The organism is Enterobacter sp. PL_is379 (genome assembly GCF_055817355.1).
On record NZ_JBVPGT010000030.1, the window covers coordinates 103,952 to 118,921 of the forward strand.

15 protein-coding genes are annotated in these 14,970 nt (G+C 54.3%); 7 read left to right on the forward strand and 8 right to left on the reverse strand.

Annotated features, from left to right (window positions below):
• Nucleotides 1-146: 146 nt before the first annotated feature.
• Nucleotides 147-1,868: a SulP family inorganic anion transporter gene (locus AC0TOY_RS14685; protein ID WP_024909105.1), complete on the forward strand. Its 1,722-nt coding sequence runs from the start codon at nucleotides 147-149 to the stop codon at nucleotides 1,866-1,868.
• 134 nt (nucleotides 1,869-2,002) lie between these two features.
• Here the strand turns inward: AC0TOY_RS14685 and AC0TOY_RS14690 are convergent, their stop codons facing one another.
• The 5 genes from AC0TOY_RS14690 to AC0TOY_RS14710 form a co-directional block, all read right to left on the reverse strand.
• The gene (locus AC0TOY_RS14690) at nucleotides 2,003-2,227 is read right to left on the reverse strand and encodes a hypothetical protein (RefSeq protein WP_024909104.1); all 225 of its coding nucleotides are present in this window, start codon (nucleotides 2,225-2,227) and stop codon (nucleotides 2,003-2,005) included.
• A 247-nt stretch (nucleotides 2,228-2,474) separates the two neighbouring features.
• A complete protein-coding gene (locus AC0TOY_RS14695; protein WP_267216561.1) occupies nucleotides 2,475-3,044 on the reverse strand; it encodes a hypothetical protein in 570 nt (189 codons plus the stop codon).
• A gap of 156 nt (nucleotides 3,045-3,200) precedes the next feature.
• On the reverse strand, nucleotides 3,201-3,815 hold the full coding sequence (gene dmsD, locus AC0TOY_RS14700) for a Tat proofreading chaperone DmsD (protein ID WP_267214745.1): 615 nt from the start codon (nucleotides 3,813-3,815) through the stop codon (nucleotides 3,201-3,203).
• Between the two features lie 93 nt (nucleotides 3,816-3,908).
• A complete protein-coding gene (gene ynfE, locus AC0TOY_RS14705) occupies nucleotides 3,909-6,347 on the reverse strand; it encodes a selenate/tellurate reductase subunit YnfE (RefSeq protein ID WP_473722010.1) in 2,439 nt (812 codons plus the stop codon).
• Between the two features lie 131 nt (nucleotides 6,348-6,478).
• Nucleotides 6,479-6,748 (reverse strand): DUF1161 domain-containing protein, encoded by a 270-nt coding sequence (locus tag AC0TOY_RS14710; protein WP_024909100.1) that lies wholly within the window; start codon nucleotides 6,746-6,748, stop codon nucleotides 6,479-6,481.
• Nucleotides 6,749-6,852: 104 nt separating this feature from the next.
• Here AC0TOY_RS14710 and AC0TOY_RS14715 point away from each other — a divergent pair, with 104 nt between their 5' ends.
• Nucleotides 6,853-7,563 (forward strand): YnfC family lipoprotein, encoded by a 711-nt coding sequence (locus AC0TOY_RS14715; protein ID WP_473722011.1) that lies wholly within the window; start codon nucleotides 6,853-6,855, stop codon nucleotides 7,561-7,563.
• A 17-nt stretch (nucleotides 7,564-7,580) separates the two neighbouring features.
• Here the strand turns inward: AC0TOY_RS14715 and speG are convergent, their stop codons facing one another.
• Together speG and AC0TOY_RS14725 are read right to left on the reverse strand one after the other, a co-directional pair.
• Nucleotides 7,581-8,141, reverse strand: coding sequence for a spermidine N1-acetyltransferase (gene speG, locus AC0TOY_RS14720; protein ID WP_024909098.1), 561 nt, complete (start codon nucleotides 8,139-8,141; stop codon nucleotides 7,581-7,583).
• Nucleotides 8,141-8,479 carry a DUF1283 family protein gene (locus AC0TOY_RS14725; protein ID WP_028017573.1) on the reverse strand — a complete coding sequence of 113 codons (339 nt, stop codon included), beginning with the start codon at nucleotides 8,477-8,479 and terminating at the stop codon, nucleotides 8,141-8,143. The genes speG and AC0TOY_RS14725 overlap by 1 nt, the downstream gene beginning before the upstream one ends.
• A gap of 152 nt (nucleotides 8,480-8,631) precedes the next feature.
• On the opposite strand from AC0TOY_RS14725, the gene AC0TOY_RS14730 reads away from it, so the two are divergent.
• The 5 genes from AC0TOY_RS14730 to AC0TOY_RS14750 all read left to right on the forward strand — a co-directional run bounded on the left by AC0TOY_RS14730 (nucleotide 8,632) and on the right by AC0TOY_RS14750 (nucleotide 14,443).
• A complete protein-coding gene (locus AC0TOY_RS14730) occupies nucleotides 8,632-8,958 on the forward strand; it encodes a YnfA family protein (RefSeq protein ID WP_048989542.1) in 327 nt (108 codons plus the stop codon).
• A gap of 111 nt (nucleotides 8,959-9,069) precedes the next feature.
• Nucleotides 9,070-10,284 (forward strand): D-mannonate dehydratase ManD, encoded by a 1,215-nt coding sequence (gene manD / locus AC0TOY_RS14735; protein WP_023292552.1) that lies wholly within the window; start codon nucleotides 9,070-9,072, stop codon nucleotides 10,282-10,284.
• Between the two features lie 14 nt (nucleotides 10,285-10,298).
• Complete coding sequence (locus tag AC0TOY_RS14740; RefSeq protein WP_148769467.1) at nucleotides 10,299-11,318, forward strand: Zn-dependent oxidoreductase; 1,020 nt, start codon at nucleotides 10,299-10,301, stop codon at nucleotides 11,316-11,318.
• Nucleotides 11,319-11,391: 73 nt separating this feature from the next.
• Entirely contained in the window at nucleotides 11,392-12,759 is a 1,368-nt protein-coding gene (locus AC0TOY_RS14745) for an MFS transporter (RefSeq protein ID WP_157189075.1), read from the forward strand.
• Between the two features lie 220 nt (nucleotides 12,760-12,979).
• Nucleotides 12,980-14,443 (forward strand): mannitol dehydrogenase family protein, encoded by a 1,464-nt coding sequence (locus AC0TOY_RS14750; RefSeq protein ID WP_473722012.1) that lies wholly within the window; start codon nucleotides 12,980-12,982, stop codon nucleotides 14,441-14,443.
• A gap of 43 nt (nucleotides 14,444-14,486) precedes the next feature.
• On the opposite strand, the gene ydfZ is transcribed toward AC0TOY_RS14750, so the two are convergent.
• The gene (gene ydfZ / locus AC0TOY_RS14755; protein ID WP_014883679.1) at nucleotides 14,487-14,690 is read right to left on the reverse strand and encodes a putative selenium delivery protein YdfZ; all 204 of its coding nucleotides are present in this window, start codon (nucleotides 14,688-14,690) and stop codon (nucleotides 14,487-14,489) included.
• Between the last annotated feature and the right edge of the window lie 280 nt (nucleotides 14,691-14,970).

Consider the following 14,970-nt stretch of genomic DNA (forward strand, 5'->3'; position numbering starts at 1 on the left):
ATGTTTAACACCAGTCAGAATAATAAAATGGTTAAGCATTTACAGGACCTGAGCGGCGGGGCCTCCGTCCGGAGCATTTGAAAGCCAGAACCTCACATAAAAGTGTGCCAACATCTCGTGGGTAATATTAATGTCCGGAGAATAACGTGGTCGGAAAGCTATTGTTGAACTACATGCCAGGGCTACAAAATTTGTTAGCCTACGATAAAAGCTGGCTAAAACATGATGTTAAAGCCGGGTTATCCGTTGCGGCTGTCGCGCTACCCGTTGCTATTGCTTATGCTGAGCTGGCGGGGGTTGGGGCAATAGTAGGGCTGTATTCCTGCATTTTACCGATGATAGCTTATGCACTGTTTGGCTCTTCACGTCAGCTTATTGTTGGCCCTGATGCCACGACCTGCGCGGTGATTGCGGCCGTCGTGTTTCCTCTCTCTGCAGGTAACCCCGAACTGCACTGGCAACTGACGATCATCATGACATTGATGATGGGCGGGTGGTGCCTCCTTGCCAGTAAATTTCGCCTGGGGGCACTTGCCGATCTGCTTTCTCATCCCATTCTTACGGGTTTGCTGAATGGCGTAGCCGTGACGATTATTGTCGGGCAATTAGGCAAGGTTTTTGGGATCAAGCTAGATGAAGCGCAGGTTATTGAGAAAATAATGGCCTTGCCAGGCCGACTTTCGGACAGCCATTTATTAACGATAGGGATATCGCTTATAACGTTAATTATTTTAATGGTTATCAAAACGTACCGCAGCCAGTGGCCAGCACCTTTAATTGCCATTGTGATAACAACGGCACTGGTATGGGGGACATCTGCGCAACAGTATGGTATTGCCACTATCGGTGGGGATGGCTTCCAGTCTGGTTTACCCGTCGTTCACTGGGGGGCGTTCCAGCCCGGTCCGATGCGTGATTTAGTGATCCCGGCGCTGAACCTGGCCCTGGTGAGTTTTGTCAGTCTGATGCTGACCGCCCGCAGTTTCGCCGCAAAAAATGGCTATGAAATTAATGCTGATGCTGAGTTCCGGGCTCTGGGTATTGCGAACATTATGTCTGGGTTATCTCAGGGGTTTGCTATCAGTGGCGCCGATTCCCGGACCGCGGTTAATGATTCGGTTGGTGGGAAAAGTCAGCTGGTTTCCGTGGTCGCAGCCTTACTCATCGGTATCGTCGTGGTATTTTTCACTCAACCATTACAATACATTCCGGTATCTGCGTTAGGTATTGTTCTAATGTATGCATCGTGGTCATTGATTGATTTACGAGGGCTATGGAACCTGAGGCGCAGAAATAAACAGGCATTTCGCCTGGCTTTCTTCACCTTTGGCTGTGTGTTAATTATCGGCGTTATCCAGGGGATCGGCCTTGCGGTGTTGCTTGGGCTGTTACAGTTCCTTCGTACGGTGTTTCGTCCCTCTGAGCACCTGCTGGGCACTGACGAAGATGGAATGATTCACTCGTTAGGGAATACCACCGATATTAAAATGGTTCCTGGCGTACTGATGTATCGATTTAACTCACCGTTGACCTATTTTAATGTGGCTTATTTTAAACGCCGGGTATTGAACCTGGTTGATGGTGCCGCTTTACAGCCTAAATGGGTGGTGATTGATGCCGTTGCCTGCTTCACCTATTCAGACATCAGTGTCCTGGCAACCATTAATGAGTTAAAGCGTGACCTGAAAGGTCGACAGATTAAATTAATCCTCGCGGGCAGGAAAACGGAATTAACACGCTGGTTTAAAGACAGTCGGCCAACAATGAATGATGATGACATGATTCTGGCGCCAGACCTCTACCTGGCACTTCGGTTCATTCAAAGTAAAGAGAGTGCGAGTGAGGGAGAATCAGTCGGTGACACATAACCAAATACTGGTTAAAGGCTTGTAACGCATGCTACTGGCAGGCAGGGACCCCTCACAATTTCTACCACCGAGGCTCAGCTACTGTTGGCCTGGACAGTGAGATGTTCCTTGCCTGTCTTACTTTCTTCTGCCATCTATCTCAGTAAAAACTGAATCAGCTGAACAAAGATATACACTGCCGCCGCCACTCGTATTGCCTGCCAACCCCATCTGAGATAGCGCCATTCATAGCGTTCTCTGGCATTAGCCTCTGCTATAGCGGAGTCATAACGCTTTTTTTTCTTTCTCCTGACTTCGTCTATTACCCACAGGATGAGAATAAAGATAATGATGGTTTTCTGAAATATGGGATTATCCACTAAAAATGACTCCGGCTTGCTCGCTGAAAAAGCAGAATAGATGAACAGCCGTCACGTATCCACCACTAAAAGTGGGGGTATGAATGAAATTTACCCTGATTCGATTTTGAGATGACCCTCCCATAGCCGGTTTCTCCGCTGTGAATGCGCAATCTCTGGTGCGAAGTATCAGGCTGACGGCTATAAGCAAGGAGCGGACCTTAAGTACCATTCATTTTCGCCGGAACAAAAATAGATAGGGTAGTGCCTACAAATAAATGAACTCATAATTCACAATGTAACTTCCAATATTATTCACACGAGCCGTTACCCACACCCCAGTCATTCCCTGCTTACGATGGCTGTGCAGATATTCTTTGTTTGTACAAAGCTGTATCCATCTGTTGGTGTTCTGATCTTTTAACCAGAGACCCGCTTCACAATGGCCATACTTACCTCTCGAAGGCCCCGGAAAGACAACCTCATATTCAGATTCATAGCCAATTGTTTTGTCCGGAAAGAGATAGACATAAATATCATAACAATTTAAGCTCAATACAAAACCAAGGCAAAAGCCGCTAAAAAAAGCATTGGCAATATATTCTAATGTTTTGTTAAAAGTGCGCAGATAAAAAGCGCGCATAACAAAAATTGTTCCAATCAAAACGCCAAGTGAAATATATGTCATCCATTCAGGAACGGATTTTTTTAATATAGTATTATGGGAGATGCCAGATGCCCATGACATATACCAGAGCCATCCACCTAAAACGATGAATATCACGGCTGTAACAAGTAATTTCTTGCGTTTATCTTCGAAGGAATAATTTTTAGTCATGGTTTTGTTTTGTATGTATCAAACGAAAGTGTTGACCTTACCAGGAAAAGCTATTTTATATTATTAAATTCAATATGCCTCCTGTTTCGAGTTAAATTTTTTAAGCCTCCTCTTTTGACCGTAGCTTGCCCGCAAACCGCGAGCAAGCCACACCCCTTAGCGATACAGCGTCTTTTCCGCAACCGGAATAAGCAGCCCGGATCGCCAGTCCGCAAGCGTCAGCTGCGCAAGCTTACCCAGCGCGATATAAAACGGATGGTTGGCGTTCTCGACAAACACCGTCAGGAAGCGGGTGCTCCACGGCAGCAGGTGCCACGCCAGAAGCTGAGCGCACTCCGCCTCGCGGCCGTTCTCGGCCAGCCATGCCGCCAGCAGCAGCAAAGTCCCGAAGTGATCTTCCGGTTCATTCTGCTGCATTTCAAATGCGATATTGTTCTCCCGCATCCACTGGCGCAGCGCGAGGGTCGAGTCGCCAAACAGCACGGATTCGCGGTCCAGCCAGACGGAGCCCCACGGTGGAGCGGGCAGGGCGTAAGGACCAATAAACAGCCGTTGCCAGGCGTCCGCCAGCGGCTCATCGGCAGACGCGGCAAAGGTGTCGGCTACGGGCCGCAGCGTTTCCGGCGGCAGAGGCCAGTCCTGAACCCATTCGCCCGCAGTGAGGGCCTGCACCAGCGGCGCGGCCTGCTCGCTGTCTGGTGCGAAATAAAACAGCGCACCCAGCACCCGGGCGCTGAACGCGAACGATTCACGATGTGAGACGTCTTTCATTACATCTTCCTTTTTCGCGCGGAGAGTGTCCGCGCGACGGTGTTAAACGATCATACAAATCATAGAATAAACTACGGTCAAGCCATTCACCCGCTACACCTTCTCGATCTGTACCAGATTGGTGTGCTGCGGGTTGCCTTTCGCCAGTGGTGAAGGGCGGTGCGTGGTCAGGGTGTTGATGCATGAGCCGTAGTCGATACGATCGCCACTCATATTGGCGTCGTGCCAGGCGCCCTGGCCCATGGCGCTCACGCCGGGCATGATGCGCGGCGTCACTTTTGCTTCAATTCTCACCTCACCGCGACGATTAAAGACGCGCACCGTATCGCCGTTCTTGATGCCGCGCTTTTCGGCATCGACGGGATTAAGCCAGACCTCCTGACGGCAGGCCGCTTTCAGCACGTCGACGTTACCGTAGCTCGAGTGGGTACGGGCCTTAAAGTGGAAGCCAAACAGCTGCAGCGGAAACTGCGCACGCTCGGGCGCGTCCCAGCCGTCGAAGGTTGATGCGTAGACGGGCAGCGGGCTGATGGTTTCATCTTTTTCCAGCTCCCAGGTGGCCGCAATCTCCGCCAGCTTACTGGAGTATATTTCAATCTTGCCCGATGGTGTTTTCAGCGGATTGGCTTCCGGGTTCTCGCGGAATTTTTTATAGGCCACGAAGTGTCCGTTTGGATCTTTACGCTTGTAAATACCCATTTTTTTCAGCTCGTCATAGGACGGCAGTTGAGGGTCTTTTTCGAGCATTTTGGCATACAGGTACTGCAGCCACTGTTCCTGCGTGCGTCCTTCGGTAAATTTCTGATGAATATCCGGTCCGAGGCGTTTCGCCACTTCGCTCATGATCCAGTAGATCGGCTTGCGTTCAAACTTCGGCGCGGTCACGGGCTGGAGGAAAATCAGATAGCCCATATTGCCAGCATAATCGTTCGGAATGATGTCTTCCTGCTCGACGGTCATCAGATCCGGCAGCACGATATCGGCGTACTTGGCTGACGAAGTCATGAAGTTATCGATGACCACAATCATCTCGCACTTGCTTTCATCCTGCAGGATTTCGTGGGTTTTATTGATATCGGAGTGCTGGTTGATGATGGTGTTGCCCGCGTAGTTCCAGATGAACTTAATCGGCACGTCCAGCTTATCTTTCCCGCGCACGCCATCGCGCAGGGCGGTCATCTCCGGCCCGCGGGCGATGGCGTCCGTCCAGCTGAAGCAGGAGATTTGCGTTTTGACCGGGTTGTCCGGCAGCGGCATACGTTCAATGGTGATGGTGTAGGTTGACTCACGTGCGCCGCTGTTACCGCCGTTAATCCCCACGTTCCCAGTCAGAATAGGCAGCATGGCGATGGCGCGGGACGTCAGCTCGCCGTTTGCCTGGCGCTGTGGTCCCCAGCCCTGACAGATGTAGGCCGGCTTCGCGGAGCCGATTTCGCGGGCAAGCTTAACGATACGATCCGCCGGAATGCCGGTGATGCGTGAGGCCCACTCTGGCGTTTTCGCCGTGTGGTCATCACCCTGGCCGAGAATATACGCTTTGTAGTGACCGTTAGCGGGCGCGCCTTCCGGCAGCGTTTTTTCATCATAGCCGACGCAGTATTTATCCAGAAACGGCTGGTCGACCAGGTTTTCGTCGATTAATACCCAGGCAATACCCGCCACCAGGGCGGCATCGGTACCCGGACGGATCGGGATCCATTCATCTTCGCGCCCGGCTGCCGTATCGGTATAGCGCGGGTCGATGACGATCATGCGCGCGTTGGAGCGCTCGCGAGCCTGTTCCAGATAGTACGTAATCCCGCCGCCGCTCATGCGCGTTTCCGCCGGGTTATTGCCGAACATGACCACCAGTTTGGTGTTTTCGATGTCGGACGTGCTGTTACCGTCGTTGCTGCCGTAGGTATAGGGCATCGCGCAGGCGATTTGCGCCGTGCTGTAGGTGCCGTAGTGGCTCAGAAAACCGCCGTAGCAGTTCATCAGGCGCGCCACCAGCGAAGCGTAAGGGGAGGAGCGGGTGATATAGCCGCCGACAATGCCGGAGGAATAATTAATATACACCGCTTCGTTACCGTATTTGGCCACCACGTCTTTCAGGCTGGCGGTAATGGCGTTCAGTGCCTCATCCCATGTTATGCGCTCGAACTTGCCTTCACCGCGTTTGCCCACGCGCTTCATCGGGTAGTTCAGACGGTCAGGGTGATTGATACGACGGCGAATTGAACGTCCGCGCAGGCAGGCTCGCACCTGATGGTTACCGTAAATATCCTCGCCGGTGTTGTCCGTTTCGACCCAGTACACTTCATTGTCACGCACGTGCAGACGCAGCGCACAGCGGCTGCCGCAGTTGACCGAGCAGGCGCCCCACACCACGGTATCTTCAGGCGGCTGGCCGGCGTTCTTCACCGCCGCGGCGGCGCTTTTTAAACCAAACGGAAGCGAGATCCCGCCAGCGGCAAGCGCCAGAGAACCTATCGCCGTAGATTTCACGAGAGTTCGACGGCTAATTCCGCCGTGATGTTCAATATCGGACATGGCTCACCCCATCATTATAATTGCGTATTATTTTTCCCGAAATGATATCCGGGCTAATGATGGGGTGAGTGTTACTGATTTGGGGGGACTAAATATTAATCCTTATCAAATCAAAGGGGATTGAGGGTCAATTACTGAGGTTCAGCTGCCGCACCACTGCCTGTGCGGGTGTACAAAATTTTAAAGGTGTCGTTCGCGCAGTGGCCCACCACCTGCGTGCCCGCCTGATCGGCCTGGTCGTTAGGCACAATGCTCAGCGTAAAGCCTGATTCAGGCACGCCGTTATTGATAATTTTCTGCTGAATGTCGCTTTTCACGCGCTCGCAGGAATCCGGTGCCGCCAGCGCGGCCGTTGAGGCACTCATTAACAGCAGGGCGGTAATCCAGGGTAACCGTTTCATCTGTAGCTCCTTTTCTCTGTGTAGAGATTAATTTTAGCAGGCTTCGTGTAAACAACTGTATTTGCTAATATGATTGGGAATAATCTCCCTGTACGGTAATAAATGTGAAGAAATACGCAGCGATAACGCTACTGGCAGCAACACTGGTGGGGTGCGACAACAGCTCCGCGCCGCTGTCGTTTACGCCCGAGATGGCGAGTTTTTCGAACGAATTTGATTTTGATCCGCTGCGCGGCCCGGTCAAAGACTTTACTCAGACGCTGTTCAACGAGAAGGGCGAAGTGTCCAAACGGGTCACCGGCACCGTCTCGACAGAAGGGTGTTTCGATACGCTGGAGCTGCACGACCTGGAGGCCAACACCGGCGTGGCGCTGGTGCTGGATGCCAATTACTATCTTGACGCAGAAACCCAGCAGCGAAAAGTGAAGCTGCAGGGGAAATGCCAGCTGGCCGAACTGCCGTCAGCCGGGGTGACGTGGGATACCGACGACAACGGTTTTGTGGTGGCGGCGCACGGCAAAGAGATGGAGGTGAAGTATCGCTACGATGCGGATGGCTATCCGCTGGGCAAAACCACCGTCTCCGGCGATCAGCACCTGTCCGTCCAGTCGACGCCGTCTAAAGATGTTCGCAAAAGAATGGATTACTCGGCGGTGAGCATGTTGAATGACAAGCCGCTGGGTAACGTCAAGCAGAGCTGCGATTACGATCGACACAATAACCCGGTGAGCTGCGATCTGACGATCACGGACGAAAGCGTCAAACCCGCCGTTGAGCGCAAATACACCATCAAGAACACGATTGAATATTACTGAGAATAAAACCGCGCAGGTTACTGCGCGGTTGGTTTCAGCAGGCTGGCGCCTGACGGCTTGTGCCCGGCCAGGTGTTGATGCTGGAAGATGCACATGCGAATGGTATTGCGGTATTCACCGTTGATAAAGAACTCGTGAATCAGCTCGCCTTCCACCATAAAGCCCAGCTTGCGGTAGATATGGATCGCTTTCTCGTTCTCTTTGTCCACAATCAGGTAAAGCTTGTAGAGATTCAGAACGTTGAATCCGTAATCCATTGCCAGCTTCGCTGCCCGTGAGGCAAGGCCTTTTCCCTGATGCTCAGGGGAGATGATGATCTGGAACTCCGCCCGACGGTGAACGTGGTTGATTTCAACCAGCTCAACAAGACCGGCTTTTTCGCCTTCACACTCCACCACAAACCGACGTTCACTCTGATCGTGAATGTGCTTATCGTAGAGATCGGATAGCTCGACAAACGCCTCGTAAGGCTCTTCGAACCAGTAGCGCATCACGCTGGCATTATTATCGAGCTGGTGGACGAAACGAAGGTCTTCACGCTCCAGCGGACGGAGTTTAACGTCGCAGGATCCAGACATTACGGGGCTACCGTGCGGCCAGTGCGGCGATCCAGGCAGCGCAGAGTGTTAGGCTCCCAGTAGGCATTGACGTTTGCACTTTGCTGACACTTATCGCGCGCGTCAAAAGCGACATCTTCTTTGTCCCACTCTTTTTCAGCACGTTTGTTGACCTTCTGACGAAGGTTACGGGTGTCATTCCATTGTTCTTTGTCCATGGCGGCGTTCTGGCGGCTTTGCGCGCTGTCACCAGACTCAATAACGAGCTTGCTGGTTTCCGCTGTCGCAGAGGCGGCAAAGGCGAACGATGACAGCGCCAGCAGGGCTGTCAGACAAAGGCGTTTGCTTAATGTGGTCATAGCGTTTCCTTTTAAATGGGTGCAGATAATCAAGTTACCCCGTACAGATTCTACACTAAAGCGAAATGACGGCATACCCGCGGAGCAAGTATGGAAAAGTAAAGGGCATCATCAGGTATGATGGTTAAATAGATCCTCACCTGACGTGAAATATGCTTAAAACGACGCTGCTTTTTTTTGCCACCGCGCTATGCGAAATCATCGGCTGCTTCCTGCCCTGGCTCTGGCTGAAGAAGGGAGGAACCGTATTGTTGCTCATTCCGGCAAGCGTCGCGCTGGCCCTGTTTGTCTGGCTGTTAACGCTGCATCCGGCGGCCAGTGGGCGCGTTTACGCGGCTTACGGTGGTGTTTATGTGTGTACTGCGCTGCTGTGGTTACGCGTGGTGGACGGCGTCAAGCTCAGCGCATACGACTGGGCCGGGGCGCTGATTGCCCTGTGCGGTATGCTGATTATTGTGGCGGGATGGGGGCGCGCCTGAGTCCCCGGGTTTTGTGATCTCTAGCTGATTTTATGATCATTATACTTGTATGGTAGTAGGGTTGATGGGTAAATTTCCAGCATCACAACGAACGATGTAAGGAAAGGAATTATGAAGATTGTCGCGGCTGACGTGTTTGTTACCTGCCCGGGGCGGAACTTTGTCACCCTTAAAATCACCACCGATGAGGGGATTGTCGGCCTCGGTGACGCTACGCTAAACGGACGCGAGCTCTCCGTTGCCTCGTACCTCAAGGATCACCTTTGCCCCCAGCTGATTGGCCGCGATGCGCACCGCATCGAAGACATCTGGCAGTTTTTCTATAAGGGCGCCTACTGGCGTCGCGGACCGGTCACCATGTCGGCCATCTCCGCCGTGGACATGGCGCTGTGGGACATCAAAGCCAAGGCGGCCAACATGCCGCTCTACCAGCTGCTGGGCGGCGCCTCCCGGGAAGGGGTGATGGTTTACTGCCACACCACCGGGCACACCATTGACGACGTGCTGGAAGACTACGCCCGTCATAAAGAGATGGGCTTTAAGGCGATCCGCGTGCAGTGCGGCGTGCCGGGCATGAAAACCACCTACGGCATGGCCAAAGGGAAGGGGCTGGCCTACGAGCCTGCGACCAAAGGTGACTGGCCGGAAGAGCAGCTGTGGTCCACCGAAAAATACCTCGATTTCACGCCGAAGCTGTTCGACGCGGTGCGCAGTAAATTCGGCTTTAATGAACATCTCCTGCACGACATGCACCACCGCCTGACGCCAATCGAAGCGGCGCGCTTCGGCAAGAGCATCGAAGCATTCCGCATGTTCTGGATGGAAGACCCAACGCCTGCGGAAAACCAGGCCTGCTTCCGCCTGATCCGCCAGCATACCGTTACGCCCATTGCGGTGGGGGAAGTGTTTAACAGCATCTGGGACTGCAAGCAGCTCATCGAAGAGCAGCTTATCGACTATATTCGCACCACCATTACCCACGCGGGCGGCATTACCGGGATGCGTCGCATCGCCGACTTCGCCTCGCTTTATCAGGTGCGTACCGGCTCGCACGGCCCGTCGGATCTCTCGCCCGTTTGCCACGCCGCCGCGCTGCATTTCGACCTGTGGGTGCCAAACTTTGGCGTCCAGGAGTATATGGGCTATTCCGAACAGATGCTGGAGGTCTTCCCGCACAGCTGGCGCTTTGATAATGGCTATATGCACCCGGGCGACAAGCCGGGGCTGGGCATCGAGTTTGATGAAAAACTGGCGGCGAAATACCCCTACGATCCGGCCTATCTGCCGGTGGCCCGTCTTGAAGACGGCACGCTGTGGAACTGGTAAACGAGGAGCGAACGATGAAAAGCGTAGTGATTCAACAGCCGAACGAACTGGTGATTGAAGAGCGGCCACGCCCGGAGCCAGGCGCAGGTGACGTCCGCGTCAAAATCACGCTGGCGGGGATCTGCGGTTCGGACAGCCACATCTATCGCGGCCATAATCCGTTTGCGAAGTATCCACGCGTCATCGGCCACGAATTTTTTGGCGTGATTGACGCCGTGGGCGAGGGCGTAGACAGTGCCCGCTTGGGCCAGCGCGTCTCGGTTGACCCGGTGATCAGCTGCGGGCATTGCTATCCGTGCTCCGTCGGAAAACCGAACGTCTGCACCTCGCTGGTGGTGCTGGGGGTTCACCGTGACGGCGGCTTCAGCGAATATGCGGCAGTGCCCGCTAAAAATGCCTGGCCTATCCCGGATGACATTCCCGACCGACACGCCGTCATGGTTGAGCCCTTTACCATTGCCGCCAACGTAACGGGGCAGGCGAAACCGACGGAACAGGACGTCGCGCTGATTTACGGCGCTGGCCCGATGGGGCTGGTCACCGTGCAGGCGCTGAAAGGCGTCTATAAGGTGAAGCAGGTTATCGTGGTTGACCGCATAGACGAGCGCCTTGAGATGGCCCGGCGCAGCGGCGCGGATTGGGTCTTTAATAATGGCGAGCAGTCGCTGCAGGACGCGCTGGAGGAAAAAGGCATCAAACCGACGTTAATCATTGATGCCGCCTGCCATCCATCTATTTTGCAGGAAGCGATAACCCTGGCCTCTCCGGCGGCGCGCATCGTGCTGATGGGCTTCTCCAGCGAGCCGAGCCAGATTGTTCAGCAGGGCATTACCGGCAAAGAGCTGGCGATCTTCTCCTCGCGCCTCAATGCCAACAAATTCCCGGTCGTCATCGACTGGCTGAAGAGGGGGCTGATCGACCCGGAAAAACTGATCACCCATACTTTTGACTATCACCACGTAACAGACGCCATCGAACTGTTTGAGAAAGATCAGCGGCAGTGCTGCAAAGTCTTACTCACGTTCGGCCAATAATCATTTACGCGATTAAGGGCCTGCGCAGACAGGCTCTATGTGGTTCGCATCTTACCTTTCAGAGATAGCCATCATGACACAAGCACAACCGCAACGATCCACTGCCGATCTGGTGAAAGCCGCCGTTTCCGGCTGGCTCGGCACCGCTCTGGAGTTTATGGACTTTCAGCTTTACTCACTGGGGGCCGCCCTGGTCTTCCATGAGATCTTCTTCCCGGAACAGTCAGCCGCGATGGCGCTGATCCTGGCGATGGGCACCTACGGCGCAGGCTATATCGCACGCATTGTCGGCGCCTTTATCTTTGGCAGAATGGGCGACAGCATTGGCCGTAAGAAGGTGCTGTTCATCACCATCACCATGATGGGGATCTGCACCACGCTGATTGGCGTCCTGCCGACCTACGCGCAGATCGGGATTTTTGCCCCGGTTCTGCTGGTGACGCTGCGCATTATTCAGGGGCTCGGGGCCGGGGCTGAGATTTCCGGAGCCGGGACCATGCTGGCGGAGTACGCGCCGAAAGGAAAGCGCGGCATCATCTCCTCGCTGGTGGCGATGGGCACTAACTGCGGGACGCTAAGCGCCACGGCGATCTGGGCCATCATGTTCTTTGTCCTTGACCGTGAAGAGCTGCTCGCCTGGGGCTGGCGCGTGCCGTTCCTCGCCAGCGTCGTGGTGATGATCTTTGCCATCTGGCTGCGGATGAACCTCAAGGAGAGCCCGGTCTTTGAGAAAGTGAACGATGCACAAACCGTTCAGCCGGACACATCGCTCGGTTCAATGGTGAAAAGCAAATCCTTCTGGCTGGCGACTGGCCTGCGTTTCGGCCAGGCGGGCAACTCGGGTCTGATCCAGACGTTCCTCGCGGGGTATCTGGTCCAGACGCTGCTGTTCGATAAGGCCATCCCTACCGATGCGCTGATGATCAGCTCCATTCTCGGGTTTATCTCCATCCCGCTGCTGGGCTGGCTTTCCGATAAAGTGGGGCGCCGTCTGCCGTACATTATCCTCAATATCTCCGCCATTCTGCTCGCCTACCCGATGCTGTCGATCATTGTCGATAAGAGCTATGCGCCGGGGACGATCATGCTCTCTATCATCGTTATCCATAACTTCGCCGTTCTGGGTCTGTTCGCGCTGGAAAATATCACCATGGCGGAGATGTTTGGCTCGCGAAATCGCTTTACCCGTATGGCCATCTCGAAAGAGGCGGGCGGTCTGGTAGCTGTGGGCTTTGGTCCGGTACTGGCGGGGATCTTCTGCAATATGACCGGCTCCTGGTGGCCGATTGTTGCCATGCTGGTGGCCTATTCCGTGATTGGGCTGCTCTCGGCGATCCTGATGCCGGAAGTGCGCGACCGTGATTTGAGCGCGGCGCAAGACGCAGCGGAGTCCTCACCAGAAGAGCGTGTGGGTTACGGCGCAATCTCCTCGCGGCGCTGATGGCTTATATCTTGAGTGATTTATCACACAACTTTATGTTTATGTCACACCACATGAGCAAAAGTTAATATAAATCAAAATCTCAAACGTCAGTATCAGTATGGTTGATGGCAGTTATTTTTTTACCCCAACTGCCATTCTAGTTGGTGTAGTCAGCAGGCGCTGCCGCTTCAGAAAGAGCGGCAGCGAACCACAGCTTTCTAATTAACGAGTCTTAATCATGGAAAATACCTTATTACAGGCCAACGCGACGCTGCCTCAGTACGATCGCGACAGCCTTAAAGCACGCATCGTTCATTTAGGCTTTGGCGCATTTCACCGGGCGCATCAGGCAGTGTATGCCGATATCCTCGCCGCTGAGCACGGCAGCGACTGGGGTTACTGTGAGGTTAACCTGATTGGCGGCGAGCAGCAGATTGCCGATCTGAACGCGCAGGATAATCTCTATACCGTGGCGGAGATGTCTGCCGATGCGTGGACCTCCCGCGTGGTGGGCGTGGTCAAAAAGGCCCTCCATGCGCAGGTAGACGGGCTGGAGACGGTGCTGGCAGCGCTGTGTGAACCGCAGGTGGCGATTGTCTCGCTGACCATCACTGAGAAAGGGTACTGTCACTCACCAGCGACCGGGCAACTGATGCTCGATCATCCGTTTATCGTCGCCGACCTGCAAAACCCACACCAGCCGAAATCTGCGCCGGGTGTCGTCGTGGAAGCGCTGGCGCGTCGCAAAGCGGCGGGTCTGCCGGCGTTTAGCGTGATGTCCTGTGACAACATGCCGGAGAACGGTCACGTGATGCGCAATGTCACCTGCGCGTATGCCCGGGCGGTAGACGGTGAGCTGGCGGACTGGATCGAGGCTAACGTCACCTTCCCGTCAACCATGGTGGATCGCATCGTGCCCGCGGTCACCCCCGAAACGCTGGATAAAATAGAACGGCTGACCGGCGTGCGCGATCCGGCGGCAGTAGCCTGTGAACCGTTCCGTCAGTGGGTGATCGAAGATAACTTTGTTGCGGGCCGTCCGGAATGGGAAAAAGCTGGCGCCGAGCTGGTGTCGGACGTGATCCCGTTTGAAGAGATGAAGCTGCGCATGCTCAACGGCAGCCACTCGTTCCTGGCGTATCTGGGCTATCTGGCCGGATACCAGCATATCAACGACTGTATGGAAGATAAGAACTACCGCCTCGCCGCGCACGCGCTGATGCTTAACGAGCAGGCGCCTACGCTGAAGGTCAAAGGCGTTGATTTAGGTCGTTATGCCGATCTCCTGATTGCCCGCTACAGCAACCCGGCCCTGCGCCATCGGACCTGGCAAATTGCGATGGACGGCAGCCAGAAGCTTCCGCAGCGCATGCTGGATTCCGTGCGCTGGCACCTGGTGCATCAGAAGCCTTTCCCGCTGCTGGCGCTGGGCGTGGCAGGGTGGATGCGCTATGTCGGCGGCGTGGACGAGCAGGGTAATGCGATTGACGTGAGCGATCCGCAACTGGCGGTGATTCAGGCGGCGGTGAAGGGCAGTGCGGAAGGGGAAAGCCGGGTTAACGCGCTGCTCGGCATCGAAGCCATCTTCGGCAAAGAGTTACCGCAGGAAGCAGGCTTTGTTGATGCGGTGATGAAGGCGTACCAGACGCTGCTGCAAAAGGGTGCGAAAGCGACCGTGGCCCAGTACGTCTCTCAACGGTAATTCAGCACATGCCGCCGTTCGCGGCGGCATGTCTACGCACAGCTTAGTGCATCCCCAGGCGAATCAGCTCAATCGGCTCGAACTTACCTTCGCATCCTTCCACTTCAACCGTTTTGCTGCGGCGCACCTGCGCGGCATCCAGCCCGTCGCTGTGGATCGCTTTAATCACGCCAGTTTTGCCCGTGCCGCTAATCATGACGCGGCTGCCGGTGGTGATTGCATTGCGGTTACGGTCGTATGTCATCATGGTATTTTCTCCTCTCTAACCTGTTCGTTACGGCGCTATTTCAGGGTTGCCGTTCACGGAGCATATAAATACGCCTGTCTGCATCACATGTTTTTGTTTTTGATCAAACTCACACTTTTTTCTTTATTGTGCCGGGCACTGACGGTTCACGACAGCAATTTACAAAGCAGACCGTTATTTTCATTAATTGATAGTTTCGACAGGGAAGCGTTGAGGGTTGGTTTATATTCCCGGTGCCATTCTGGGTACAGGAAATAACCCTTTCATCGGAATAAGGAGT